Source organism: Enterocloster bolteae, from assembly GCF_002234575.2.
In the GTDB taxonomy this organism is placed as follows: Bacteria; Bacillota; Clostridia; order Lachnospirales; family Lachnospiraceae; genus Enterocloster; species Enterocloster bolteae.
This window is the reverse complement of sequence record NZ_CP022464.2, coordinates 4,081,449-4,105,942: the sequence shown is the minus strand read 5'-3', so window position 1 is coordinate 4,105,942 and position 24,494 is coordinate 4,081,449. Positions and strand designations below refer to the sequence as shown.

Here is a 24,494-nt window from a genome sequence, read left to right as displayed (position 1 = left end):
AAATTTACAGACAGAAAGGAATGGATATTATGGATTCAAGAATAGAAGCATATATGAAACAGATACCGGTATTGGCGGAAGCTGCCGCCGGAAAAGAAGTGTTCTGGGTGAACAGCAGGGAGTGCCCGGAGAGCGGGCAGGGAGAAAAAGCAGTATCGAAGGAGCAGATACAGGATGCGGCAAGGCGGCTGGAACGTTTTGCGCCTTATCTGGCCGAGGTTTTTCCTGAGACGGCTGCCCGGAATGGCATAATAGAATCGGAGCTGCGGGAAATCAGGGCCATGAGACAGGAACTGAACCAGGAGTGGGGGGCCGGTATAACCGGAAAACTGTTCCTTAAAATGGACAGCCATCTCCCCATATCCGGTTCTGTAAAGGCCAGGGGAGGTATCTATGAGGTGCTGAAACATGCGGAGGACCTGGCCTTTGAGGCAGGGCTTCTCAACGAAAATGAGGATTACCGGAAACTGAACACCAGTGAAATGAGAGAGTTCTTTGGCCGGTATAAGGTTCAGGTGGGATCCACCGGTAACCTGGGGCTCAGCATCGGCATCATGAGCGCCAAACTGGGATTCCAGGTGACGGTACACATGTCGGCGGATGCCAAACAGTGGAAGAAGGATTTGCTGAGAAGCAAGGGGGTTACAGTTATCGAATATGAGTCCGACTACTGTGCGGCTGTGGAGGAAGGAAGAAAGAGTTCCGACCAGGACCCTATGAGTTATTTTGTGGATGACGAGAATTCTGTCAATCTGTTTCTTGGATATGCGGTTGCAGGACAACGGCTGAAACACCAGCTGGAGGAACAGGGAATCCAGGTGGACAGACAACATCCGCTATTTGTATATTTGCCCTGCGGGATTGGCGGAGCGCCGGGCGGGGTGGCCTATGGTCTGAAAGAGATTTACGGCGACTGCGTTCACTGCTTTTTCATGGAACCGACCCAGGCCTGCTGTATGCTGATAGGAATGGCCACAGGAGAGCATGATAAGGTCTGTGTTGGAGATTTTGGAATCAGTGGAAAGACAGATGCGGACGGGCTGGCCGTCGGAAGGCCGTCTGCGTTTGTGGGAAAGGTGATTGAGAAGCGGCTTGCAGGAATCTGCACAATCGAGGATGGAAAGCTGTATGAACTGATGCGCGCGCTTGTGAAAACAGAGGATATATTCATAGAACCTTCTGCATGCGCCTCCTTTGCCGCGTTCCTTCATGCAGATGAAATGGATAATTATATCAGGGAAAAGGGTCTCAGCGGCTGTATGGGGCAGGCTGTCCATATAGCCTGGGCGACAGGCGGCAACATGGTGCCTCCGGAGATGGTGGCGGAGTATTTGAATATCCGGACACAATCTGCCAGCCTCTAAAGAAAAAACAGCGGATTCTGCTATGGCGGCAAAATCCGCTGTTTTTTAGATGGATAAGCAGGCGATGTGACCCAGGTGTCCTTTTTGATATACAAAAGCCCCTGTCTTGCTGTAGCACGGCAGGGGAACTTTAACTGGATATGGCGGGGATTTCTCCCCGCCAGGTATGGTACGGCGGCATATTGTGATATGTCCCATTTATATCTTGAATATTATGCAGCGCAGACATTTACAGCCTGTAAGCCGCGGTTGCCATTGGTTATGTCAAAGGTTACGGACTGTCCGTCTTCTAATGACTTAAAGCCATCTGTAGCAATACCGGAAAAGTGAACAAAAATGTCCTCGCCGTTTTCTTCATTCGTAATAAAACCAAATCCTTTTTGTGAGTTAAACCATTTTACTGTACCTTTGTTCATGAAAGATACCTCCTAATATTTTATTGTGATTTTAAATAAAATAAAAAAATCACATATTTTTGTAAACCATCATAGGAATAATGACTTACAAAAACATGTGAAATCAAAATCTTATAAAAAATACTTCTTGAGTATACCTTGCTTTTAGAATATTGTCAAGGGGAAATTTTATTATTTTTGTCAGTCATGGCAGAATGTTTTAACTGTTCTTCCATTATATGGCTCCGCAATTTTATATATTCCCCTGTTTATCATTTATTTAGGCTTGTGAATAATCAGCGGGAGACGTATTATAATTGGGAAGGGAAGATGGCGCCATACAGCAAGTAAAATCAAGTATCAGCCCCATTTTTTTTGTATAATGAATCGCAGAGTGGTTGAAACGAGGTAAACAGACGGATGTATGAGTGGAAAAAGCAGATTCAGATAATTGTTGATGAAATTGACCGGTGTATTAAATGTTATAATGACGAAGCCTTGTCATTGCGTGCCCTTTCCTGCAGACTGGGATATTCTGAATATTATACGTCGAGGAAATTTAAAGAAATATCAGGCATACAATTCAGGAATTACCTGCAGCTCAGGAAATTGGCCTTTGCATTAAAAGAAGTCAGGGACAGCCAGAAGAATCTTTTGGAGGTTGCTTTTGATTATGGCTTTTCATCACATGAGGCTTTTACCAGGGCTTTTAAGGAAACATACGGTGTGACGCCCAGCGAATATCGGAAAAATCCTAAACCCGTGGTTCTCCGTACAAAGATAAGTGCTTTTGACCGCTACTTTTTAGGATTAGGAGAAATCGGTATGATTCAATCAGCAGATGGAGTTAAAATTTATTTTGTTACTATACCCGCTCACAAATTTTTGTATATTAAAAACCGTGAGAGCAACGGATATTGGGATTTTTGGCAGAAGCAGAATCTTATTCCAGGGCAGGACTATGAGACGGTCTGCGGCTTGCTGGACAGCATCAAGGGAAAACTGGACGATGGCGGAGGAAGCGAGGTCAACTGTGGAAGCGGTCAAATCATGGCCTATATGAATGATCCGGATGGCAGACTATGTGACTGGGGAATACTGCGCTCTGAATGCTGGGGAGTACGGCTTCCTCCTGAATACAAAGGAGCGGTTCCGCCGCAGATGCTTATGGATGACATTCCTGAAGCCGAGTATATTGTTTTTGAACACGGGCCATTTGATTATGAACAGGAAAACCGGAGTGTGGAGGAAAGAATAGAAAATGCAATGGCAGCGTTTGATTATGCTGATACAGGCTATTGCCTGGATACTTCTCCCGGCCGGCTCATGTATTTTTATTATAATCCCGAACAGTATTTTAAATATATCAGACCTGTACGGAGGGTATGAGCAGGTACCCGGTATAATCCTGGCAGAAAAAGGAGTATATGCCGGCTGCCGTGAGCCTGCTGTGGCCGTGAGTAATGCCCGGAGGCCATCCCGGCCGGTACAGAGTTTGCCGGCAGGGGAGGCTGTACGGCCTTTTAGCGGTGCGGGAGGGTTATGTTGCCTGCTGCTGACAGGCAGAGTCTGTAATTTCTTCACTGATGCCTCTCATCACTATATAATTTACCAGCGCGTCTATAAATGCCCCGTTGCGGGGTTTCTGGCTAAGTTCAAAATCAAAGATTTCATTTAGCAGTTTTCTGTCCCCATGTAACCAAATCGTATTGATAAGAGTGCGTATATTCCGCTCCACACAGCCGATTGAGGTCTGGTAATGGACCGCTATATCCACATATAACCCCTTGGATATATAAGCGAGCAAAGTGGGGTCATGGACGGTCCGGATGACGCCGTAGATTGTGTAACGAAACCCTACATAGGAGTTGTTTACACCGAGGCGCCGAAGCAGGTTACTGATTTCTTTTTCGTGGTTCATGTTAATCCCTCCTTGGTTTTTGTTACCAATGTTACGTTATACGCAGAGGCGTGGTTTGACAAGGGAGATTGGACGACAAAATTGATATAAATAAGTCGAAAAATGCGAATATCCTGGCAGTACTATCCTCAGTGACTTGAATTCATCCGTTGTTTTATCCGCTATTTCCAGAATGTCTTCTGTCCGTTTTCAGGGCAGCATCCCTTCCAGTGCTATATCCTTTAGCTGCTTTGACAGTGCGGGCCGTTAGATACGCAGGTAAGCAGCTGTTTTTGTTATGTTTTCCTCTCTGGCCGTAATCGTACCATCTGAGTCAGGACAGCGGAATTTTAACGATGGGCCTCATTCCATAAAAAATACCCCCCCGGTTTTTGGATGTATAAATATGATTTACAATATAAAAACTAAAAAAGGATATTCTGTATCCTATATGACATCAATGACAACTTGTTAACAGGGCTGAAATGGAGGGTTTTATGGAAATGGAAATGGAAATGCTGCTGATGAAATTTGAATCGTATTTGTGTGACGAGGAAAAATCAAAATCAACCATAAACAAGTATCTTCATGATGTGAGAGAGATGCTTGATTTTATGGGACAGGAATGTATCAGCAAAGAGTTGCTGATACAGTACCGGGGGCATCTCAGCCGTCGATGCAGGGCCCGGACCGTGAACGGAAAACTTTCAGCCATAAACGCATATTTAAAGTGTATGGGATTGGAGGCCCATAAAGTGAAATTCCTGAAGGTCCAGAAAAGAATCTATATGGATGAGAAACGGGATCTGACAGAACAGGACTGCAGACGGCTGTTGGAGACAGCCAGCCGTACAGGAAAGACCCAGTTATATTTCCTCATGCTGGTTTTGTACGGGACAGGCATACGAATCAGTGAACTGCCATATGTGACTGTGGAGGCTGTTTATCAGGGAAATGCTGAAATAAATATGAAGGGAAAATACAGGGTCATTATTTTTCCAAGAAATCTGGTCAGACAGCTTAAGGAGTATATAAGGGATGCAGATATAAAAAGCGGATGTATATTCAGGACAAAGAGCGGAAAATGTCTGGACAGAAGTAATATATGCCATTCCATGAAGAAAATATGCCGGGAGGCGAGGGTGGACCAGTCAAAGGTATTTCCTCATAATTTCCGTCATCTGTTTGCAAAGAGCTTCTATGCCATCGAGAAAAATCTGGCACATCTGGCAGACATTCTGGGACATACCTCCATAGAGACAACGCGGATTTACGTGGCATCCAGCCTGAAACATTATGAGAAGGTGATGAACCGTATGGGAATTGCAAAGGACATTAAAATACCACAGAATAATCATTCTGTGGTATCATGCCGGCATTTCTGCAAACCAAAATTACAATCTTCTTGTATTTTATAATAAAAGGCGGACTGCGTCAATATACATATATTATTTTTCCTCAAAGCAAACAAGACCGGGAAGGAAAAAAATACTTGCCGGTTTCTTGGTGTGTCAAATTTGCTTGATTGTTCCTCTGAGTTTCCTATAAAATCCTTAGCGGATTCTTTTTGATACACGCCCAGGCGGAGAAAGTACCACAGAATGATTATTCTGGGGTAATCCACATGAAAACGCCGGAATTCACATGCATCACCGGATTGGTGCTGCTTAAGGAAGGAGATACAGAGATGGTGAGTTGTTCCTTGTTAGAGTATCTGGCCTTGAAGGCAAAATGTGAGTATATGTCAGATTTACGATTCATGCACGTGGAAGAACGGTGGCTGAGGGAATTCATCCTGCGTAACAGAGATGACTTTACACAGGAAGAATGGAAGGAGGCGTGTATCTATCTGACAGGACAGAAGGCATCCACTGAGGATGAGGCAATCGGAACAATCCTGCATCGCTGGACGGATACGAAAGACCGGCCAGGCATGAATTACAGGACAGATATGAATTGCAGGACAGACAGGCAGGATAAAATTTAATAGGAGAGGGCCATGGGAGAAATAGAAAAATTTATAATCATGGAGGATGAAATTGCCCGTGACGGAGGGCGTTATCCGGAATATACATATACATTTCTGATTGGCCTCCAGTCATTTTCAGAAGGGATTGCCAGAGGGTATGTAAAATCATTCCATGTGGAAAAATTATTATACTTCCAGGGGCTTGACCAGATGATCTTCATTATGGAAGATATAATGGATGCAGTGGGTGCCCCCATGAGAGGGAGAGTCCCCCGGAGTCTGACCGGTAAACGGAATAAAGATGCAGTAACGGTTCCCTTTGTGGATTTGAGAGGGAAAATAAAGAAGGAGTATGGTTTTGAGCGGGAGGTTTTAAGGGAATTTCCGGTTTATCCCGCGGTCTCTGTCCGGGTTGTGGGCCGTCAGGACGCAGGGATACAGGGGATATTCCGCTCTAAATATGGGGATGTGGGATTCAGGAGCGGTGTGGAGCTTATGCGTTTGATGTACGAGTTTTTTGAGAAAATGTGCTAAAGCAATTTCAAGAGCTGTTGCCCCAGCTCTTTTTCTATTTTAATCAGCTGCCGGTCCAGGCCGGACTTTTCATAAAACCATGGATTCTCAGGGCTTTATATACTATAATTAATAATCATCAGGGCAATAAGGCCCTATTCCAGGTAATGGAATTAAACAGGAAAACAGGAAACAGCGAAAGAAGACCAGGAGATACCATATGCCAAATATAATTGAAATAACAGATTTTGCGGCCCCGGAGCTGGATATTTACGCCCGGCTTACAGAGGGGCAGCTTTTAAACCGTCATGAACCGGACAAGGGCGTTTTTATTGCTGAAAGCCCCAAGGTGATAGAGCGCGCTCTGGACGCGGGATGCGTTCCCATATCCATGCTGATGGAAAAGAAGCATGTGGAAAGCCAGGCACGGGAAATAATACAGCGCTGCGGTGAAATCCCAGTGTATGCGGCGGAATTTGATGTATTGACACAGCTTACCGGGTTTCACCTGACACGGGGCATGCTCTGTGCAATGTACCGGCCGCCCCTGCCCGGGCCTGAGGAAATCTGCGAAGGGGCGCGCCGGATTGCTGTGCTGGAAAATGTCATGAATCCCACCAATGTAGGAGCTATATTCCGCTCAGCAGCAGCCCTGAATATGGACGGAGTTCTGCTGACATCCGCCTGCAGCAATCCTCTCTACCGCCGCGCCGTACGGGTGAGCATGGGAACCGTTTTCCAGATTCCATGGACCTTTCTGGACAGCCGGCTGTCCTGGCCTCAGGAGGGGGTGGGATTTTTGCGGGAGCTGGGATTTGCGACAGCTGCCATGGCATTAAACGATGACTCTGTCAGTATTGATGATTCCGGTTTGATGTCAGAGGAAAAACTGGCTATTATCCTGGGGACAGAAGGGGATGGGCTGGCGGCAGGAACCATTGCGGGCTGTGATTATACGGTCCGCATTCCCATGTCTCACGGCGTTGATTCGTTAAATGTCGCTGCGGCAAGCGCCGTTGCTTTCTGGCAGCTTGGACGCAGGTAAGAGATTGATAAGATGCGGAGGAGGCGGAAAATATGGCTGATAATACACAGGAAAAATATATTCTTTTAGCAGTAAACGGAACGCTTATGCGCGGATTGGAACTGGAGGGGAATTTACGGGAGGCAGGAGCTGAATTCGGGTTTGAGGCCAGAACGGAGGTAAGTTAGAGAGGAAAGAGAAACGGATATTTTGCAGGAAGTTCCGTGGTTCAGAAGGCATGGCAAAAAGAATGCCGCAGGATGTTTCATATGCGGCAAGTGTGAATATATTTGTGCCTGCTACAGGCGAAGCACACCGATTCCCACCAGTCCGGGACCGGTGTGTACAGCCAGGGACGCGGTGATGGCCTTTTCCATAATCAGGCGTCCTTCCGGGATACCGGCAATCAGCCGGGGTCTCAGTTCATCGGATGCATCCTGCCCCTGACCGTTTAACAGGGCGGTCAGGCAGGGGCGGCCGCCTGCAAAGGACCTGGCTTCTGTCAGCAGCCGGGATAGTCCCTGCCTGGCTCCGCGTATCTTAGCGGCAGTATAGTATACTCCGTCCTCATTGCAGGAGATAATGGGTTTTATGTTTAGAATGCTGCCTACCACGGAGGTGACCAGACCAATTCGGCCTCCCTTTCGCAGGTAGGTCAGTGTATCCATATAATAGAAAACCTTGGAATCCCCCACCTTTTTGGGAAGCATTTCTTTCAGCTCATCAAAACTTCTGCCTTCTTCCAGCTGCATCGCTGCCCATACGGCCAGTATACCGGCTCCAAAGGAAATACTCCTGGTGTCCAGCACAAAGGAAGTCAGCTCCTTTTCATCCCCCAGAATGCTTCCCACCGTATTATATGTACCGCTTAATCCACTGGAAATACAGAATGCCAGCACATGGGTATAGCCCTCAGCCTTTATTTCTTCAGCCATATCTTTCACATCCTGGGGACTGGGGGTTGAAGTGGCGGGAATTTCTCCCGGAAAACGCTGATAAATGGTCTCAGGCAGAATATCCACCCCGTCAACATAATCTCGTTCCGGATAAATGATATGAAGGTGCATTACCTTCATGTGAAATCTCTGGATTAACTCATGGGATACATCGCAGCCAGAATCAATTAAAATCGCTGTTTTCATACAACACCTCCATATGTAGTATTCGATACTATATATAAAAGTATCTCATAACACAATGGCTGTGTCAACATGAAAATGAATATATCTCCTGTTTACTAAAACTGTAAGCGGAGCCGCACTGTTTCATGGAAGTCCGAAGCAGCGTTTCTTTAAGCATGTCCAGCAGGTCCCTTTCTGTAATCTGATTTCCGCCTGAAAGAATGCAGCGCCGTATATTAGTCTGGATATTGCCATGAACGGCGGGAAAGGATATAATATCAGCATGTATCAGCACAAGAGGTGCAAAAACAGTACAAGAAGGGTAAGAGTTGCGTTGGATGAGATAGCAGACAGCAGGAAAAAATTGTCAGAATCCATAGAATATCTGTTGAGCAGAAAAAGCCTGGATGATATCCCGGTAAGTGAAATTGTAAAGATGGCAGGCGTATCAAGAAGGACCTTTTACCGTCATTTCTGTGATAAGTACGAACTGGTAAACTGGTATTACGATGAATTTTACGAAGAGAGCTTTGGCAGCATTGTGTTGGGCGCCGGTCTGGAGGAAGCGCTGACCCAGTGCCTGAAGATTTACCGGCAAAAGCGCAGTGTCCTGAAACATGCATATGAGAGCCGTGATATCAATGGCCTGAAGAATCATGATATCGAGATTACCAGAAGGATTTATGAGACATTCCTAAAGCAAAGGGGAGCCGACATCCGGTCTGAGATTATGTGGTTTTCCATTGAAATAGCTGTGCGCGGCGGAAGCGACATGGTGATTCAGTGGATGCTTGGCAATATAGATCTTCCGGCTGAGAAGATGGCGCGGCTGATTTGTGAAACCCTGCCGGAAGAGATTAAAAAATATCAGATGTCTCCTGTCACACATGTGTAAATCTGTGACTTCCCTTTTGACGCGTCCCCTGCTATACTGCACATGTAATAAAGAATGCCATGAAGGAGAACAGTAGTACAGAGGCTTTTCTTACAGAGAGCGCCCGGTTGGTGGAAGGACGCAGGAAAGACTGTATGAATACGCTCCGGAGCAGCAGCCTGAAGGTTTTAGTAGGGTTTGACGGGAACGCCCGATACAGCGTGAGAGTGTTGACAGACACTCGATGAGGAATGTTCTGTGAAGGACATTCAAGTACAGAGGTGGTACCGCATAACCTGCCCTCTGCAGCAAGCTGCTGCAGGGGCTTATTTTTTTGTCTAAAAGGAGGAAGACATGGGAATTTATGAAGAATTGGAAGCGCGGGGACTGATTGCGCAGGTGACGGATGAGGCAGAGATAAGAGAGCTTGTAAATGCGGGAAAGGCTAAGTTCTATATTGGCTTTGACCCCACGGCGGATTCCCTGCATGTGGGGCATTTTATGGCACTGTGTCTGATGAAAAGACTGCAGATGGCGGGAAACCGCCCCGTGGTCCTGTTGGGCGGGGGCACCGGATACATCGGCGATCCGTCGGGCCGCACCGACATGCGCTCCATGATGGGGCCGGATGTGATTCGCCGCAACTGTGAATGCTTCAAGAGGCAGATGGAACGGTTCATTGATTTTGACGGGGAGAATGGAGCCATTGTTGTAAATAATGCGGACTGGCTGCTGAATCTGAATTACATTGAACTGCTCCGGGACGTGGGAGCCTGTTTTTCCGTAAACAATATGCTTCGGGCGGAATGCTATAAGCAGAGAATGGAAAAAGGACTGTCATTCCTGGAATTCAATTACATGATTATGCAGTCCTATGATTTTTACCATCTGTACAAGGAACTTGGCTGCAACATGCAGTTTGGAGGGGACGACCAGTGGTCTAATATGCTGGGAGGAACGGAGCTGATTCGGAGGAAGCTGGGAAAGGACGCGTATGCCATGACCATTACCCTTCTCATGAACTCAGAAGGAAACAAGATGGGTAAGACTGCAAGAGGCGCTGTATGGCTGGATCCGGAGAAGACATCTCCCTTTGAGTTTTACCAGTACTGGAGGAATATCGCGGACGCGGATGTGATGAAATGCATCCGTATGCTGACCTTTATTCCGGTGGAAGAGATTGATGCCATGGACGGATGGGAGGGAGCACAGCTAAACAGGGCAAAGGAAATCCTGGCCTATGACCTGACTGCTCTGGTCCACGGGGAAGAAGAGGCACGCAGGGCAAAGGAGACCTCCGTTTCCCTGTTTACCGGGGCCATGGATGATGACAACATGCCGTTTACAGAGGTTGGGGAGGAAAAACTTGTCCAGGGCAGCATCAATATCATGGATCTCCTGGTGCTGTGCAGACTGGCGGCCTCAAAAAGCGAGGCCAGAAGGCTGATCACACAGGGCGGCATCCAGGTCAGCCAGAAAAGGGTGGAATCCATAGACTTTACCGTGACCCGGAACATGCTGATGGACGGAATCATCATTCAAAAGGGCAAAAAGGTGTTTAGAAAAGCAGGGCTGAAATAGTAAAATGACTGCCGTATAAGCCGTCACATAGGTTTCAGATTTTTCTCCAGCCGTTCAACCATCCATGCAAAGCGTCTGGCGCGTCCGTCGTCTGTCCTGGCATCATAGTATGCCCTGGTATAGGTTTTTTGGACGGATGGAGGCATTTTCTGAAAATTAGTATAGGCCGGCTCATGTTCTTTTAAAAGGCCGGCCACGGTCCCGATTTGTTCTGCTGTGACAGCAGGCGGTCCGGAAGGCTTGTCCCATTGACCGTTCTTCCTGGCCTCCTGTATTTTCTCTCTTCCAAAATCAGTCATCAGGCCGCGTTTTTCCAGGTCTTCTGCCAGAGCTTTATTTTTTTCAGACCATTTGCTGTCCTTTCTGCGGGCAGAAAAATATTTGATATAGGATTCATCGTCAATCCGTTTCATCACTCCGTCAATCCATCCAAAGCACAGTGCCTCTTCCAGGGCGTCGCCGGCCTTAAACGCTGTATTCTTTGACTTTTCAAACTTCAGCCATATGCCGCCGCCGGACATGCAGTGATTTATCAGCCAAATGCGGAACTCGTCACGTGTCTTAAAGTGAAGGGGCTCGTTCATAATACATTCTCCGTTCTGTATTGGGGTGAATTCAGGTGCTTAAATTATAACATGGGTCAGGGAAAAAGAATAGGACCTGTGGGAAGATATCAGAGCGGGCAGACTGGAACCGAGGAAAAACCGCTGTAATCTGGTGATATATACTTTGTTTTTATGGGGTTGTCTGTTATAATATTCAAAACGATTGACGGTTCTGAGTGTGACGGCAGAAGGAGATATTAATGGAACGCAGAAAAGTGATGACCATTGCGGCAGTTTTGATTTCAGTTATGGTGGCTGTTGGGGCCTGCGGTAAGATGATGGGAGATGCCCCAGTGCCGGCAGAAAAGGCCGGAGTCTCATCGGGAGACAGGAAGGCACCGGCAGACAGTACTGAAAAAGCTGAGGCAGGTACGGCAGATACGGAAAAGAATGAAAAAGAAAGAACAAAAAAACAGAGTCCGACGGAGACACAGGCCGAATCAGAACAGGCTGCTCTCAACGTGCAGGAAGTGCCTGTTCTAAAGGGTGAAGCAGAGCCTGCGAAGCTGGATTCTTCCGGTCTCCTGGCTAAGGCATCGCCTGAAACCAGCGCCATGACTCTGTTCATATACGACGGAACCTCTGTGCGCCTTTACTATATGTTTGACAGCGAAAAGGAGAGGGAGATACTGGATGACTTAAGTTCCGTAAAGGCAGAGCCGGCGGAGGACTGGTCGGCCAAGGATGCCTCCCTGCCTGTTTACGGAATTGAGATTGGCCGGGAGGATGGACTGAGCCTGTTTGCGGCGTGGACCAACGGCAGGTGGATTGCCCAGGATGGGTCTGTGTATCAATTCGATTATGATTTTGAAGCTCTGAAGCAGAGGAAGGAGTGGGAGAGTGCAGGAGAGCTGCCCTCTTTTACAAACTTTCCGTGTGCGCGGGTATTTACACAGGAAAAAGAACAGTGGAATACCCGGTTCCTGGTTCCGGCAGCTCCTTTAAATCCTCCCAGGGGAATTACCATGACGCTGGATTCCTGGGATAATGATATAGCGGCAGTGACCATTAACAATGAGAGCGGAGGGGAATGGAGCTGCGGTGAATTTTATGAGCTGCAGGTTCTGATTGACGGCGTGTGGTATGAGATTCCGGCCATGCCGGGCAACTGGGGATTTAACTGCATGGGGTTTTATATACCGGACGGAGGCAAACAGAGCATGATCAATCATCTGACAATGTACGGGGAACTTCCGTCAGGAACATACCGTCTTGTCATCAAGGAATTGTCCGCAGAGCATGTCATACCGTGATTTTATCAGGAACACGCTGCGGGGCCTGCTGGCTGGGGAAGAAGGCAGCGTTCTAAAAGCACGATGCTGGAGGACGCAGACAGGAACTCCTGGGTGGTGAGCATGGATTTTTGCTGCTGCTTCAGTTCATCGTGCCGGAAATTCCGTCGGTATTCCTTGGGGGAGCATCCATACTGCCGCCTGAAGCCGCTGTTAAAATATTTGGAATCAGAAAAACCGCAGGACATGCAGATGTCTAACAATGGGAAGTCCGTCAGCAATAAAAGCTGGCGGGCTTTTTCGCATCGGATTTTGGCCAGGTATTCCTGAAAGGGAAGTCCCAGGTAATCCTTAAAAAAGTGGGATAGGTAGGTAAGGCTCAAATCTTCTTTGCGGGCAATGTCCGACAGGAGAAGTTTTTCTGAATAATGTTCGTCGATATAGTGGGTGATTTTGCGCATGCGTGAAGCCTTGCTCTGGGAGGCGTTTTTTTCCTTGTCGGACAGAAGCCTGTTGGGCAGGGTGTCCAGCAGGCCGGCAAAGAGCAGATTTAAAAGTCCGACACATTTTAATTCAAATTTGTCAGCTTTTTTCAGGTAAAGGCAGGCAAGCTCTATCATCATGTCATACAGTTTTTTGCAGACATCCGTCCCGTCCCTTTGAAGAATCAGGGAGGTAAATTCCAGATTGGCAATCCGCGGGTAGTAAGAAGAAAAAAAGGATGGGTGTACCTGTAATGAAACTAAGAGGGCAGGGGAATCAGCTTTCAGCTCATGGCTTTGAAATGGATTCACAACAAAGAAATCCCCGGTTTCCAGGCTGTGGGTTTCATTTTGGGCCTGAAGAAAGAGACTGCCGTCCAGAAGAAGGCAGAGCTCAAAATCCTTATGGATATGGGGGGTGCGGTAAAGCATATTTACAAGAAAAAGCTTAAAGTTCATCTGGCTGTGGGATATGATTTCAAACTCCTGGTTCATGGTATCTCCTCCCTTTCTGACAGTATACGTCCCCAGGGGCGGGCTTGTAAAGTAAAAAGCAAATTTGTCATGGTTTGAACCGTAAATTTGTTTGGGATTTGAGGCCGGGAACTTGATATAGTATAGGTATGAGATACAGATAACCGATGAATCAGGAGGGTAAGGATATGACAAAATTCAAGTTTTCCGTGGGACCGTGGAATGTGCATTCAGGAGCGGACTCCTACGGACCCGCGACCAGAGATGAAATTGCCTTTGAGGAGAAAATCAGAACATTCGCTGAGCTGGGGTTTTCCGCCATCCAGTTCCACGATGACGATGCGGTGCCCAACATCAATGATTATACGGAGGAAGAGATAAAGGAAAAGGCCAGAACCCTTAAAAAGATGCTGGATAAATACGGACTGGCTGCTGAGTTTGTGGCTCCCAGGCTCTGGATGGACGGGCGGACCGCGGACGGCGGATTTATGAGCACCTCAGAGGAGGACAGGGAATACGCCATGTGGAGGGCTTACCGCTCCATTGACATTGCAAAGGAGCTGGGCTGTAATATGGTGGTGCTGTGGCTGGCAAGGGAGGGCACCCTCTGCGCGGAGTCCAAATCCCCTGTATGGGCCACGAAGATGCTGATTCAGGCCATCAATAAAATGCTGGAATATGATTCTGATATCCTTATTTGCATTGAGCCCAAGCCAAACGAGCCCATTGACAGAAGCATCTGCGGGACCATGGGCCATGTGCTGGCAGTGTCGGCAGCCACCATTGACCCGGGACGGGTGGGCGGTAATCTGGAGAGCGCCCATGCCATCCTGGCCGGCCTTGACCCTGCCCATGAAATCGGGTTTGCAATGGCAATGGGAAAACTGATGACCGTCCATCTCAATGACCAGAACGGTATCAAGTATGACCAGGATAAAGCCTTTGGTGTGGAAAACCTGAGGGCTGCCTTTAACCAGGTAAAGGTGCTGAAGGAGAATGGCTACGGTGAAAACGGGGAGTATGTGGGCCTGGATGTAAAAGCCATGAGGACCACCAGGGATCAGGACAGCTATAAGCATCTGGAGAACAGCCTGAACATATTTAAGGCACTGGAAGAAAAGGCGGACCGGTTTGACTATGAGTTCCAGAAGGAATGTGTGAGGAACAGAGACTTTGAGGGGCTGGAAATGTATGTGATGAATCTCCTGATGGGCCTTGTCTGATGTGAATGTGAAGGATGGTAACAGCGGATAGGAAGGTAAAACGGGAAGGCCAACTGGAAAGGCCAAAGGCATAAACCCGTGAAAGGGGGTGTTGTGGTGGCTGATGAGAGGGCAGCGCAAAACAAGAGAGCAGCAAAAGGCAAAAGGGCGGTGGCGGCAGGACATATATGCATTGACATCACTCCCCTGTTCCCGAAAGGGAGCACAGGAGAGGCAGGAAGGATACTGGCGCCCGGACAGCTGGTACAGATGGAGGGGGTGAATATCCATCCCGGCGGGGCAGTGGCCAATACAGGCCTGGCCATGAAGCACCTGGGAGTGGATGTCCGTCTGATGGGTAAGATAGGAAAGGATGAACTGGGAACCCTTATCCTTAACTGCCTGGAGAAATACGGGGCGGCTGAGGATATGATTTTGGCGGACCAGGAAAAGACTTCTTATTCCGTTGTCCTGGCTATTCCGGGAATTGACCGTGTTTTCCTTCATGATCCGGGCGCCAATGTGAATTTTTCGGGCAGCGATCTGGATTTTGAGGCGATCAAAGAGGCGGACCTGTTCCATTTCGGATATCCCACCCTGATGCAAAACATGTACCGGAACCAGGGGGAAGAGATGGCCCGGATGTTCAGGCAGATAAAAGAGGGGGGAACCGCCATATCCTTAGACATGGCCGCCATTGACCCGGCCTCAAAAGCAGCCGGAGCGGACTGGAAAGGGATTTTGGGAAATATATTGCCCTATGTGGATTTCTTTGTGCCAAGCGCCGAGGAGCTGTGCTTCATGCTGGATGGGGAGCGTTACCGGGAGTGGACCAAACGGGCGGATGGAAGGGACGTCACAGAGGTGATCCGGGTCCGGGATGTAAAGCCTCTGGGTCAGATGGCCCTGGACATGGGGGCCAGGGTTGTCCTGATTAAATGCGGCGCTTTAGGCATCTATTACCGCACGGCATGCAAAAACGGCATAGAGGACATGTGCAGGCAGCTGAATCTTTCCATGGAAGCCTGGAAGGGCAAAGAGGGCTTTGAGCCGAGCTTTGAACCGGATACAGTGGTATCCGCCACAGGCGCGGGGGATACCAGCATAGCCGCCTTCCTGGCCTCTGTTCTCGGAGAAGCTGATTTAAAGGAGGCAGTGGAGATGGCAGCAGCAGAAGGGGCATGCTGTGTGGCTGCTTATGACGCCCTCAGCGGATTACGGTCCCTGGAGGAAATGAAAGAGAGAATCAGGAAGGGATGGAGCAAACGGGAATACAGACCGTGACAGGGCGGAGTGTAAAAAAGCAGCAGAACCAACCATGAAAGGAGAAAAAAGATGGCAAAGAGACTGACATACGCAATGGTAGGCGGGGGTCCGGATGGGTTTATCGGCGATGCCCACCGCCGGGCAATCGGGCTGGATGGAACAGCAGCCATCGCGGCAGGGGTATTTTCAAGAAACCGTGAGAAATCATTGCAGATGGCGGAAAGCCTTGGCATTTCCCCGGACCGGTGTTATGAGGATTACCAGACAATGGCCAGGGCTGAGGGGGAACGTGAGGACGGCATTGACTTTGTGACAGTGGTCACCCCCAACCAGTCCCATTATGAAATCTGCCGGGCCTTTTTGGAGGCGGGAATCCATGTGGTATGCGATAAGCCAGTGACAACAACGTACCGGCAGGCAAAGGAGCTGGAAGCCCTGGCAGAGGATAAGGGACTTCTGTTTATGGTTACCTATACCTACATGGGTTATGTGACTGCAAAATATGCCAGGGAGCTGGTGGCCTCCGGCGCCATCGGAGAGGTACGCACGGTCATGGCGGAATATCCCCAGGGCTGGCTTGCCTTTGAGGACGATTTCGGGGGAAAACAGGGAGAGTGGCGCTGCGACCCCGGTCAGTCAGGCGGAGTGAACTGTCTGGGAGACTTAGGCACCCATGTGGAGAACGCGGTGGCTGCCATGACCGGGCTTAAGATTAAGCGCCTTCTGGCTAAGATGGATGTCATTGTGCCCGGGCGGGTACTGGATGACAACGACAGCATTCTGGTGGAATATGACAACGGCGCCACCGGAATATACTGGACGTCGCAGGTGGCGGTGGGCCATGACAACAGCCTGAGAATCCGTATCTACGGCAGTAAAGGCACCATCCAATGGTTCCAGGAAACGCCTGATAAGATTACGGTTATTGACGCAGACAATACCATCCGGGAAATACACCGCGGATACGGCGCCATCGGGGAAAGGGCAGGTAAATACGCAAGGATTCCGGCCGGACATCCCGAAGGCTGGTTTGAGGCCATGGGCAATCTCTACCGCAGCTTTGCACAATGCGTAAGCGCAAAAAAGGATGGAACGTTTACAGCGGAAATGGTGGATTATCCCACGGTGAGCCAGGGCGCTGAGGGGCTGGCGTTTGTGGAAGCCTGTCTGGAAAGCAATCAGAACGGGAATACGTGGGTGGAGTTTAGGAGGAAATGATTATGGCAAGACCGGTAACGATTTTTACAGGACAGTGGGCTGATTTGGGTTTGGAGGAGATGTGCAGGACAGCAAAGGACATGGGATACGACGGACTGGAGATTGCCTCCTGGGGCCAGATTGATTTGCAGAAGGCAGCGGAGGATCCGGAGTATGTAAAGAACCTGAAGGGCACTCTGGAAAAATACGGACTTGGATGCTGGGCTATCGGCGCCCACCTGCCGGGCCAGTGTGTGGGCGATGTGTGGGACCCGCGTCTGGACGGGTTCGCGCCCCCAGAACTGGCGGGCAAGCCGGAGGAAATCAGGGCATGGGGCATACAGCAGTTAAAATACGCTGCCATGGCCGCGAAGGCCATGGGAGTCAAGGTGGTGACCGGCTTCATGGGTTCACCTATCTGGAAGATGTGGTATTCATTCCCCCAGACCACAGAGGAAATGGTAGAGGAGGGATTTAAACAGATTAAGGAGCTGTGGACCCCTATCTTCGATGTGTTTGACCAGTGCGGCGTGAAGTTTGCCCTGGAGGTCCATCCGACGGAAATCGCCTTTGACTATTACAGCACGCAGAAACTGCTGGAAGTGTTTGAATACCGCGAGACACTGGGTATTAATTTTGACCCCAGCCATCTGATTTGGCAGGGAATGGACCCGGCCATGTTCCTCTATGATTTTGCCTCCAGGGTATATCATGTACATATCAAGGATGCGGCCGTGAACCTGAACGGAAGAAATGGAATCCTGGGCTCCCATATCACCTTCGGAGATCCAAGACGGGGGTGGAACTTTGTATCGCCGGGCCACGGGGATGTGGATTTTGATAAAATCATCCGGATACTGAATGTGAAGGGCTATGAAGGGCCTCTTTCCATTGAATGGGAGGACAGCGGCATGGACCGTATTTTCGGGGGTACAGAGGCGTGCGCGTTTACGAAGAAGATCAATTTCTCACCGTCAGATATTGCCTTTGACGACGCATTAAAGACAAAGTAAGAAGGACAGGTAAAGGACAATGCTGGTAAACTTAAATGATGTATTGGTTCCCGCCAGGAAGGGGAAGTATGCGGTGGGACTGTTTAACACGGTCAACCTGGAGCTGGCCAGAGGCGTGATGGAGGCTGCCGAGGAACTGGATTCCCCTGTTATCATCGGAACAGCAGAGGTACTGCTGCCCTATGGTCCCTTAGAGGACCTGGCAAACCTTCTGATTCCCATGGCAGAGAGGGCGTCGGTTCCGGTGGTGGTGCATTTGGATCACGGCCTGAGGGAGGAGACATGCAGGCTGGCTCTGGAACTGGGATTCAGCTCCATTATGTACGACTGTTCCACTATGGACTACGGGGACAATATGGAGCATGTAAAAAAGATGGCTGAAACAGCTCATTCCTTTGGTGCTTCCATTGAGGCGGAGCTGGGCCATGTAGGGGATAATGAAGGAGGAAGCGCTGAAGGAAGCGGCCCTGGGGCCGAACCGTCGCAGTTTTACACGGATCCGGTCCAGGCGCGGGACTTCATTGACCGGACCGGGGCAGATGCACTGGCCATTGCCGTGGGCACGGCCCATGGAGCCTATAAGCTTCCGCCTAAGCTGGATTTTGACCGGATTTCGGAAATTGCAGAAACCATTTCCACACCTCTGGTCCTTCACGGCGGATCCGGTCTGTCTGACTCTGATTTCAGGACAGCGGTTGAACGGGGAATCAGCAAGGTCAATATTTTTACAGATATCAACCAGGCCGGGGCCAGGGCCGCAGGCAGCGGATACAGGGAAGGAATAGGACTTACGGATATGATACTGCCTGAGATAGAGGCGGTGAAACGGTCCGTGATGGAAAAGATGAGGCTGTTCGGCTCTGCGGGGCAGGGGAGCGGAAGATAATAATATGAAATAAAGAGGGATGCAGTACCGGCTTACGCTGGTTTTGCATCCCCTTTTGCTATATTGAGGAATTCCTCCATGGCCCGGCTGAAATACCGTCCGTTTTTCCAGTAAAAATACAGATTCCTCTGGCAGAGGCTGCCGTCCAGCTTATAGTACACCACGCCGGGGTGGAAGGGGACCTGTTTAATCAGAGTATCGCTGATGAAGGATATGCCCATTCCGGAACAGGTGATGTTGTAGGATGTAAGCTGCTGGTCCAGTTCAAACCGGATGTCAGGGGTAATGTTATGGCCGGCCAGGATTTTCACCGCCCGTTTTCTGGTATCATTATCCGGCTTAAGCATGATATAAGGCTCCCCGCTGAACCGCTCCAGGGGAACAGGCGCAATGCTGCTGTCCAGGAAGGAAGCGTCATGAATCATTTCAAGAGGAATCTGGTACCGGGCTGCTTCCCTGTTTACGTCAAGGGCTGCCGGCACTGCCAGAAGCAGGTATTCCGTTCGGTAGACACGGCTGTCAAAGGCAGTCTTGTCCAACTGGCAGTTATCAATCATAAGGTCGATTCCGCCGTTTTGCAGCAGTAATTTGAGTTCCGATGTATTTTCTTCCATCAATTCCACCTTTACCATGGGAAACTGCCGTGTAAAGCTGCCAATCAGAGGAGGAAGCACCCATGATGAAAAAAGACTGCTGCCGCCCAGAACCAGTTTTCCTGTTTTTAATCCGCCCCAGTCATTCATGAAGCTGCTGAATTCATGTTCTACGGAGATGATTTGTTCCACAGAGCTGATATACCGTTTGCCGAACTCAGTGAGGGTCAGGGGCTTTGTACTTCTGTCAAAAATAGGATAGCCTATGTGTTCCTCAACTCTTTTTACGGTGGCGCTTAAGGAGGGCTGTGATATGAACAGCTTCCTGGCTGCTTTGGAAAAGCTTTTTTCCTGATAGACCGTGTAGATGTATTCCATTCCCTGAAACATAACATCCCCCTTTATTTTCCAAAAAGTATACTTTCAAAGTTATAATCAATATAGAACCATATGTATTGGATTATATTATAACCCAGCCTTATAATAACATCAACTTGATATTATATCATTCGTATATGGGAGGTTTCGTTAAAATGGACGGAAGAAAAGATTACAGGGTGGAAATGGATTCAGTGGGCGCAAAGGATGTGCCGGAAAATGTATACTATGGGGTTCAATCCATGCGCGCGGCAGAGAATTTCCAGATTACTGGTCTGAATATGCACCCGGAAATCATCAACAGTCTTGCATACATAAAAAAGGCGGCGGCAATCACCAACTGCGAAATCGGGCTGCTGGAAAAAAAGACGGCGGAGGCAATTGTACAGGCATGCGACGAGATTCTGGAAGGCAGGTTCCATGAGGACTTTATTGTTGACCCCATTCAGGGCGGGGCTGGCACATCCCTGAACATGAATGCCAACGAGGTGATTGCCAACCGCGCCATCGAGATTCTGGGCGGCCAGAAGGGTGATTACTTTATAGTCAGCCCCAACGACCATGTGAACTGCGGACAGTCCACCAATGATGTGATTCCCACGGCCGGCAAGATGACTTCCCTGCGGCTGTTAAAAAACCTGAAATCAGAGCTTATGCGCCTTCACAGGGAGTTTAGCCATAAGGCGGAGGAATTTGACCATGTGATCAAGATGGGGCGCACCCAGATGCAGGACGCTGTGCCCATCCGTCTGGGGCAGGAATTCAAGGCGTACTCGGTAGCTGTCATGCGGGATATCCGCCGTATGGACAAGGCCATGGAGGAGATGTGCACCTTAAATATGGGCGGCACTGCCATTGGGACAGGAATCAATGCGGATGAAGCCTATCTGAGAAGAATCGTTCCCAATCTTGCGGAAGTGTCCAACATGGAGTTTGTGCAGGCCTTTGACCTGATTGACGCCACCCAGAATCTGGATCCCTTTGTGGCTGTATCGGGCGCAATCAAGGCCTGTGCGGTGACGCTGTCCAAGATTGCCAACGACCTCAGACTGATGTCCTCAGGACCAAAAGCAGGCTTTAATGAAATCAATCTTCCGGTTAGGCAGAACGGATCTTCTATCATGCCGGGCAAGGTCAATCCCGTCATACCGGAGGTGGTAAACCAGGTTGCCTTTAACATCATTGGAAATGACCTGACCATCACCATGGCGGCGGAAGCTGGACAGCTGGAGCTGAATGCCTTTGAGCCCATTATTTTCTACTGTATGTTCCAGTCCATCGACACTCTGGCCTATGCGGTCAGGACATTTGTGGACAACTGCGTATCCGGCATCACGGCCAATGAGGAGAGATGCCGCTCCCTGGTGGAAAACAGCATTGGAGTCATTACGGCCCTTTCTCCCCATGTGGGATATGAGAAGGCGGCGGATATTTCCAAGAAGGCCCTTCAGACCGGTACGTCTGTGAGAAGCATAATTCTCCAGGAGGGACTGCTGGATGAGGAGGAGCTGGACCATATCCTGGATCCGGTGCGGATGACTGAGCCCGGAATATCGGGTAAAGAGCTGCTGATGAAGAATAATATAGATGAAAAATAGTACGGAACAAAATGACGCGGGGAGGCACGGGATATGGATTATGCAGAGGCGGCTTTAAAAATGCACCGGGAAAATCACGGCAAACTGGAGATGGCAAGCAAGATTCCTTTAACCACAAGGGATGAGCTGAGCACAGCATATACACCGGGGGTGGCTGCCCCCTGTCTGAAAATTAAGGAGGACAAGAGCGAGGCATACACCTATACGGCAAAAGGCAACCTGGTGGCCGTGGTGACGGACGGAACCGCTGTGCTGGGACTGGGAGATATCGGCCCGGAGGCCGCCATGCCGGTCATGGAGGGAAAAGCCGTCCTCTTTAAAAAATTCGGCGGCGTGGACGCGGTCCCCATCTGTCTGGATACCAGGGACACAGAGGAAATAATAGAGACTGTAAAGCGGATCGCCCCCACATTCGGAGGCATCAATCTGGAGGATATAAGCGCGCCCCGCTGTTTTGAAATTGAGCAGCGGCTGGAGCGTGAGCTGGATATTCCTGTTTTCCATGATGACCAGCACGGCACCGCCATTGTGGCCACGGCCGCCCTGATCAATGCCCTCAAGCTGACAGGAAAGCAGATGGATGGGATTAAGGTCATTGTAAACGGGCCGGGAAGCGCCGGCACGGCTATCACTGAGATGCTGCTTGGTGCAGGGGTCAAGGACCTGATTGTCTGCGATGAGCACGGGGCGCTGTGTCCCGGCCGCGAAAAGATGGATGGACATAAAGAAAAGCTTTCCCTGATGACCAACGTAAGGAAGGAAAAGGGGCGGCTTGAGGATGTCATTGCCGGCGCGGATGTTTTTATCGGTGTCTCGGCAGCAGGCGTGGTATCAAAGGACATGGTAAGAACCATGAAAAAAGATGCCATAGTGTTTGCCATGGCAAATCCAGTGCCTGAAATTATGTATGAGGAAGCAAAGGAAGCCGGAGCCCGCGTCATGGCTACCGGGAGGAGCGACTGCCCCAACCAGATTAACAATGTGCTTGTATTTCCAGGATTATTCCGCGGAGCCCTGGACTGCCGGGCCAGGGACATCACCTGCGGCATGAAGCTGGCGGCAGCTTACGGGATTGCGGGCCTGGTCAGCGGTGAAGAACTGGGGGAGGAGTATATCATTCCTTCTGCTTTTGATGAACGTGTGGCTAAGGCAGTGGCTGAGGCGGTGAAAAGGGCAGCGGTTAAGAGGGATGCGGCGAAGAGGGATGCGGCGAAGTGGGATGCGGTGAAGCCTGCGGCAGTGAAGGCGGCCGGGGAGGTAAAGCAGGGCCGGGAATAGAACATACTAAAAAGGGGCGGATATTTTCCGTCCCTTTTTCTGCCATTTTTTATGGGTAGAATTTCTTATGGGTAGAGATTCATCTTTGCAAAACCTGTCAGACACTACAGAATACGGTCGAATTCACTTGTTGAGTAAGCTTTCCCCTCATCCTTAAGTTTTCTGGCGTTCTGCATGGCGCGGAAGCGGACTCTGTTTATGGGATAGAAACAAACAACCAGCGCGCACAGAAGCATCAGGCATCCGGGGATGATGGAAGCCATATTGGTGACAGCGGCTTTGGCGCTGTCCGGCTGTATGGTGAGCGACGCGTCGTAGCCGCCCAGGTCCAGAAGGATTCCCACTGCCTGGAGCGCGGTTGCCTTGCCCAGCTTGATGAAAAATGAGAAGTAGGAAATCATGACCCCGGTGAGCATCTCCCCTGTCTTAAACTCATAAACCTCACATACGTCGTAGAGCAGGTTATAGCTGAGCACCAGGAAGCCTATAATGGCAAAGTGCGCCATACAGAACTGGATAACCTGGTCCGTGATGCTGTGGAAGCCCACAAATTTGAATATCACCAGGGCAAAGCCCGCAATGGCCATGAAGGTGATAAAGACCCATTTTTTATCAAACACAACAGCCAGCTTTCCGATGAGTACGGACAGGATAACTCCCACAATGGTGCCTGCCAGATACACAACAGCCGTATCTGCCTCAGTTGCGCCCACCACCACGATGGTATTGTAAATAACGCTGGCATTGCAGGTGTTGAATGCAAAATAGAAGAGGAAGGAGGCCACAATCACCAAAATGTAAGGCTTATACGTCAGCACCTTGCCCAGACTCTTGAAAATGGGCTCATCCTTGCTCTGGGGCGGATATTTGATTTCCCATCCCCTGGTGGCGCGCCATGTGATAAAGATGGCAGTACCTGCTATGGCGCCCAGTGTGAGGGCTGCAAACGTCCAGGCACGTTCCTCGCTGATTCCCTGGCCCTTAAACAGGCTCACCAGTATCATGGGCAGGGCGTTGGCAAAGAACAGGCCGCAGGTGCCGAATACCTGGCGTATGGAGGACGCGCGGGTCTTTTCATCGTTGTTGGTGGTCAGCTCAGAACCCAGTGACAGGTAGGGAATATTGAACAGGGTGTAAGCGGTCCAGTAAAACACAGACACAACAACGAAATATACAAACTTTAAATTAGCTGAAAAGTTCACTTTTGTGAACATCATGGTAGTCAGCAGGATCAGGGGCACGGTGGATATCAGCAGGAACGGACGTCTGCGCCCGGCTTCCAGTGTGCACCGGTCTGACATGGTTCCTATGATGGGATCGCTGATGGCATCCCACATAACTCCCAGAAAGACAATGGTACCGGCCAGGGCAGGCCGCACGCCTGCGATATTTGTCAGAAAGAAGATGAAAAATGCTCCTACAAACTCAGTGATGACTGTGTCGCCTAAGTTGGCAATACCAAAACCCAGTTTTACCGGCATGGGCAATAGTCGGTCATAGTTATCTTTGTGCTCCATTCTTGTTTCCTCCTCTTATTTGCTTTTACCTG

The 24,494-nt window shown here is 49.5% G+C and carries 24 protein-coding genes and 1 other annotated feature; of the genes, 17 read left to right on the top strand and 7 right to left on the bottom strand.

Features of this window, described 5'->3' with window-relative positions; all coding sequences use genetic code 11:
* The first annotated feature begins 29 nt into the window (after nucleotides 1-29).
* Nucleotides 30-1,364, top strand: coding sequence for a D-serine ammonia-lyase (locus tag CGC65_RS19140; protein ID WP_002564999.1), 1,335 nt, complete (start codon nucleotides 30-32; stop codon nucleotides 1,362-1,364).
* A gap of 212 nt (nucleotides 1,365-1,576) precedes the next feature.
* Here CGC65_RS19140 and CGC65_RS19135 read toward each other — a convergent pair whose 3' ends face one another.
* The gene (locus tag CGC65_RS19135; RefSeq protein WP_002564998.1) at nucleotides 1,577-1,780 is read right to left on the bottom strand and encodes a cold-shock protein; all 204 of its coding nucleotides are present in this window, start codon (nucleotides 1,778-1,780) and stop codon (nucleotides 1,577-1,579) included.
* A gap of 399 nt (nucleotides 1,781-2,179) precedes the next feature.
* Here CGC65_RS19135 and CGC65_RS19130 point away from each other — a divergent pair, with 399 nt between their 5' ends.
* Nucleotides 2,180-3,148: a helix-turn-helix transcriptional regulator gene (locus CGC65_RS19130; RefSeq protein ID WP_002564997.1), complete on the top strand. Its 969-nt coding sequence runs from the start codon at nucleotides 2,180-2,182 to the stop codon at nucleotides 3,146-3,148.
* Between the two features lie 151 nt (nucleotides 3,149-3,299).
* On the opposite strand, the gene CGC65_RS19125 is transcribed toward CGC65_RS19130, so the two are convergent.
* Complete coding sequence (locus CGC65_RS19125; RefSeq protein ID WP_002564996.1) at nucleotides 3,300-3,680, bottom strand: sporulation initiation factor Spo0A C-terminal domain-containing protein; 381 nt, start codon at nucleotides 3,678-3,680, stop codon at nucleotides 3,300-3,302.
* Nucleotides 3,681-4,162: 482 nt separating this feature from the next.
* Between CGC65_RS19125 and CGC65_RS19120 the strand changes: the two genes are divergently transcribed.
* The 5 genes from CGC65_RS19120 (at nucleotide 4,163) to CGC65_RS32115 (ending at nucleotide 7,353) form a co-directional block, all read left to right on the top strand.
* The gene (locus CGC65_RS19120; RefSeq protein WP_334291986.1) at nucleotides 4,163-5,077 is read left to right on the top strand and encodes a tyrosine-type recombinase/integrase; all 915 of its coding nucleotides are present in this window, start codon (nucleotides 4,163-4,165) and stop codon (nucleotides 5,075-5,077) included.
* A 206-nt stretch (nucleotides 5,078-5,283) separates the two neighbouring features.
* Nucleotides 5,284-5,646, top strand: coding sequence for a hypothetical protein (locus tag CGC65_RS19115; RefSeq protein ID WP_227124405.1), 363 nt, complete (start codon nucleotides 5,284-5,286; stop codon nucleotides 5,644-5,646).
* 12 nt (nucleotides 5,647-5,658) lie between these two features.
* A complete protein-coding gene (locus CGC65_RS19110) occupies nucleotides 5,659-6,162 on the top strand; it encodes a hypothetical protein (RefSeq protein ID WP_002564993.1) in 504 nt (167 codons plus the stop codon).
* A gap of 199 nt (nucleotides 6,163-6,361) precedes the next feature.
* On the top strand, nucleotides 6,362-7,186 hold the full coding sequence (locus CGC65_RS19100; protein WP_002564992.1) for a TrmH family RNA methyltransferase: 825 nt from the start codon (nucleotides 6,362-6,364) through the stop codon (nucleotides 7,184-7,186).
* A gap of 32 nt (nucleotides 7,187-7,218) precedes the next feature.
* Nucleotides 7,219-7,353 carry a hypothetical protein gene (locus tag CGC65_RS32115; RefSeq protein WP_002564991.1) on the top strand — a complete coding sequence of 45 codons (135 nt, stop codon included), beginning with the start codon at nucleotides 7,219-7,221 and terminating at the stop codon, nucleotides 7,351-7,353.
* A 111-nt stretch (nucleotides 7,354-7,464) separates the two neighbouring features.
* Here CGC65_RS32115 and CGC65_RS19095 read toward each other — a convergent pair whose 3' ends face one another.
* A complete protein-coding gene (locus CGC65_RS19095; RefSeq protein ID WP_002564990.1) occupies nucleotides 7,465-8,307 on the bottom strand; it encodes a DegV family protein in 843 nt (280 codons plus the stop codon).
* Between the two features lie 232 nt (nucleotides 8,308-8,539).
* Between CGC65_RS19095 and CGC65_RS19090 the strand changes: the two genes are divergently transcribed.
* The gene (locus CGC65_RS19090; protein ID WP_002572680.1) at nucleotides 8,540-9,181 is read left to right on the top strand and encodes a TetR family transcriptional regulator; all 642 of its coding nucleotides are present in this window, start codon (nucleotides 8,540-8,542) and stop codon (nucleotides 9,179-9,181) included.
* Between the two features lie 50 nt (nucleotides 9,182-9,231).
* Nucleotides 9,232-9,467, top strand: a binding site (T-box leader).
* Between the two features lie 47 nt (nucleotides 9,468-9,514).
* A complete protein-coding gene (gene tyrS / locus CGC65_RS19085; RefSeq protein ID WP_002564988.1) occupies nucleotides 9,515-10,741 on the top strand; it encodes a tyrosine--tRNA ligase in 1,227 nt (408 codons plus the stop codon).
* A 23-nt stretch (nucleotides 10,742-10,764) separates the two neighbouring features.
* On the opposite strand, the gene CGC65_RS19080 is transcribed toward tyrS, so the two are convergent.
* Nucleotides 10,765-11,325, bottom strand: a complete 561-nt coding sequence (locus CGC65_RS19080) for a YdeI/OmpD-associated family protein (RefSeq protein ID WP_002564987.1) — start codon at nucleotides 11,323-11,325, stop codon at nucleotides 10,765-10,767.
* A 221-nt stretch (nucleotides 11,326-11,546) separates the two neighbouring features.
* On the opposite strand from CGC65_RS19080, the gene CGC65_RS19075 reads away from it, so the two are divergent.
* Nucleotides 11,547-12,599, top strand: coding sequence for an immunoglobulin-like domain-containing protein (locus CGC65_RS19075; RefSeq protein WP_002564986.1), 1,053 nt, complete (start codon nucleotides 11,547-11,549; stop codon nucleotides 12,597-12,599).
* Between the two features lie 5 nt (nucleotides 12,600-12,604).
* Here the strand turns inward: CGC65_RS19075 and CGC65_RS19070 are convergent, their stop codons facing one another.
* Nucleotides 12,605-13,555, bottom strand: coding sequence for an AraC family transcriptional regulator (locus CGC65_RS19070; protein ID WP_002564985.1), 951 nt, complete (start codon nucleotides 13,553-13,555; stop codon nucleotides 12,605-12,607).
* Nucleotides 13,556-13,722: 167 nt separating this feature from the next.
* Here CGC65_RS19070 and CGC65_RS19065 point away from each other — a divergent pair, with 167 nt between their 5' ends.
* The 5 genes from CGC65_RS19065 to CGC65_RS19045 all read left to right on the top strand — a co-directional run bounded on the left by CGC65_RS19065 (nucleotide 13,723) and on the right by CGC65_RS19045 (nucleotide 19,098).
* Complete coding sequence (locus CGC65_RS19065; RefSeq protein WP_002564984.1) at nucleotides 13,723-14,757, top strand: TIM barrel protein; 1,035 nt, start codon at nucleotides 13,723-13,725, stop codon at nucleotides 14,755-14,757.
* 96 nt (nucleotides 14,758-14,853) lie between these two features.
* Entirely contained in the window at nucleotides 14,854-16,020 is a 1,167-nt protein-coding gene (locus CGC65_RS19060; RefSeq protein ID WP_002564983.1) for a carbohydrate kinase family protein, read from the top strand.
* Nucleotides 16,021-16,071: 51 nt separating this feature from the next.
* A complete protein-coding gene (locus CGC65_RS19055; RefSeq protein ID WP_002564982.1) occupies nucleotides 16,072-17,220 on the top strand; it encodes a Gfo/Idh/MocA family protein in 1,149 nt (382 codons plus the stop codon).
* A 2-nt stretch (nucleotides 17,221-17,222) separates the two neighbouring features.
* On the top strand, nucleotides 17,223-18,212 hold the full coding sequence (locus CGC65_RS19050) for a sugar phosphate isomerase/epimerase family protein (protein ID WP_002564981.1): 990 nt from the start codon (nucleotides 17,223-17,225) through the stop codon (nucleotides 18,210-18,212).
* A gap of 19 nt (nucleotides 18,213-18,231) precedes the next feature.
* Complete coding sequence (locus tag CGC65_RS19045) at nucleotides 18,232-19,098, top strand: class II fructose-bisphosphate aldolase (RefSeq protein WP_002564980.1); 867 nt, start codon at nucleotides 18,232-18,234, stop codon at nucleotides 19,096-19,098.
* Between the two features lie 32 nt (nucleotides 19,099-19,130).
* Here CGC65_RS19045 and CGC65_RS19040 read toward each other — a convergent pair whose 3' ends face one another.
* A complete protein-coding gene (locus CGC65_RS19040; protein ID WP_002564979.1) occupies nucleotides 19,131-20,081 on the bottom strand; it encodes a LysR family transcriptional regulator in 951 nt (316 codons plus the stop codon).
* Nucleotides 20,082-20,224: 143 nt separating this feature from the next.
* Here CGC65_RS19040 and CGC65_RS19035 point away from each other — a divergent pair, with 143 nt between their 5' ends.
* Nucleotides 20,225-21,667, top strand: a complete 1,443-nt coding sequence (locus CGC65_RS19035) for an aspartate ammonia-lyase (protein WP_002564978.1) — start codon at nucleotides 20,225-20,227, stop codon at nucleotides 21,665-21,667.
* A 33-nt stretch (nucleotides 21,668-21,700) separates the two neighbouring features.
* Complete coding sequence (locus tag CGC65_RS19030; protein WP_002564977.1) at nucleotides 21,701-22,945, top strand: NAD(P)-dependent malic enzyme; 1,245 nt, start codon at nucleotides 21,701-21,703, stop codon at nucleotides 22,943-22,945.
* A gap of 104 nt (nucleotides 22,946-23,049) precedes the next feature.
* On the opposite strand, the gene CGC65_RS19025 is transcribed toward CGC65_RS19030, so the two are convergent.
* A complete protein-coding gene (locus tag CGC65_RS19025; protein WP_002564976.1) occupies nucleotides 23,050-24,462 on the bottom strand; it encodes an MFS transporter in 1,413 nt (470 codons plus the stop codon).
* Between the last annotated feature and the right edge of the window lie 32 nt (nucleotides 24,463-24,494).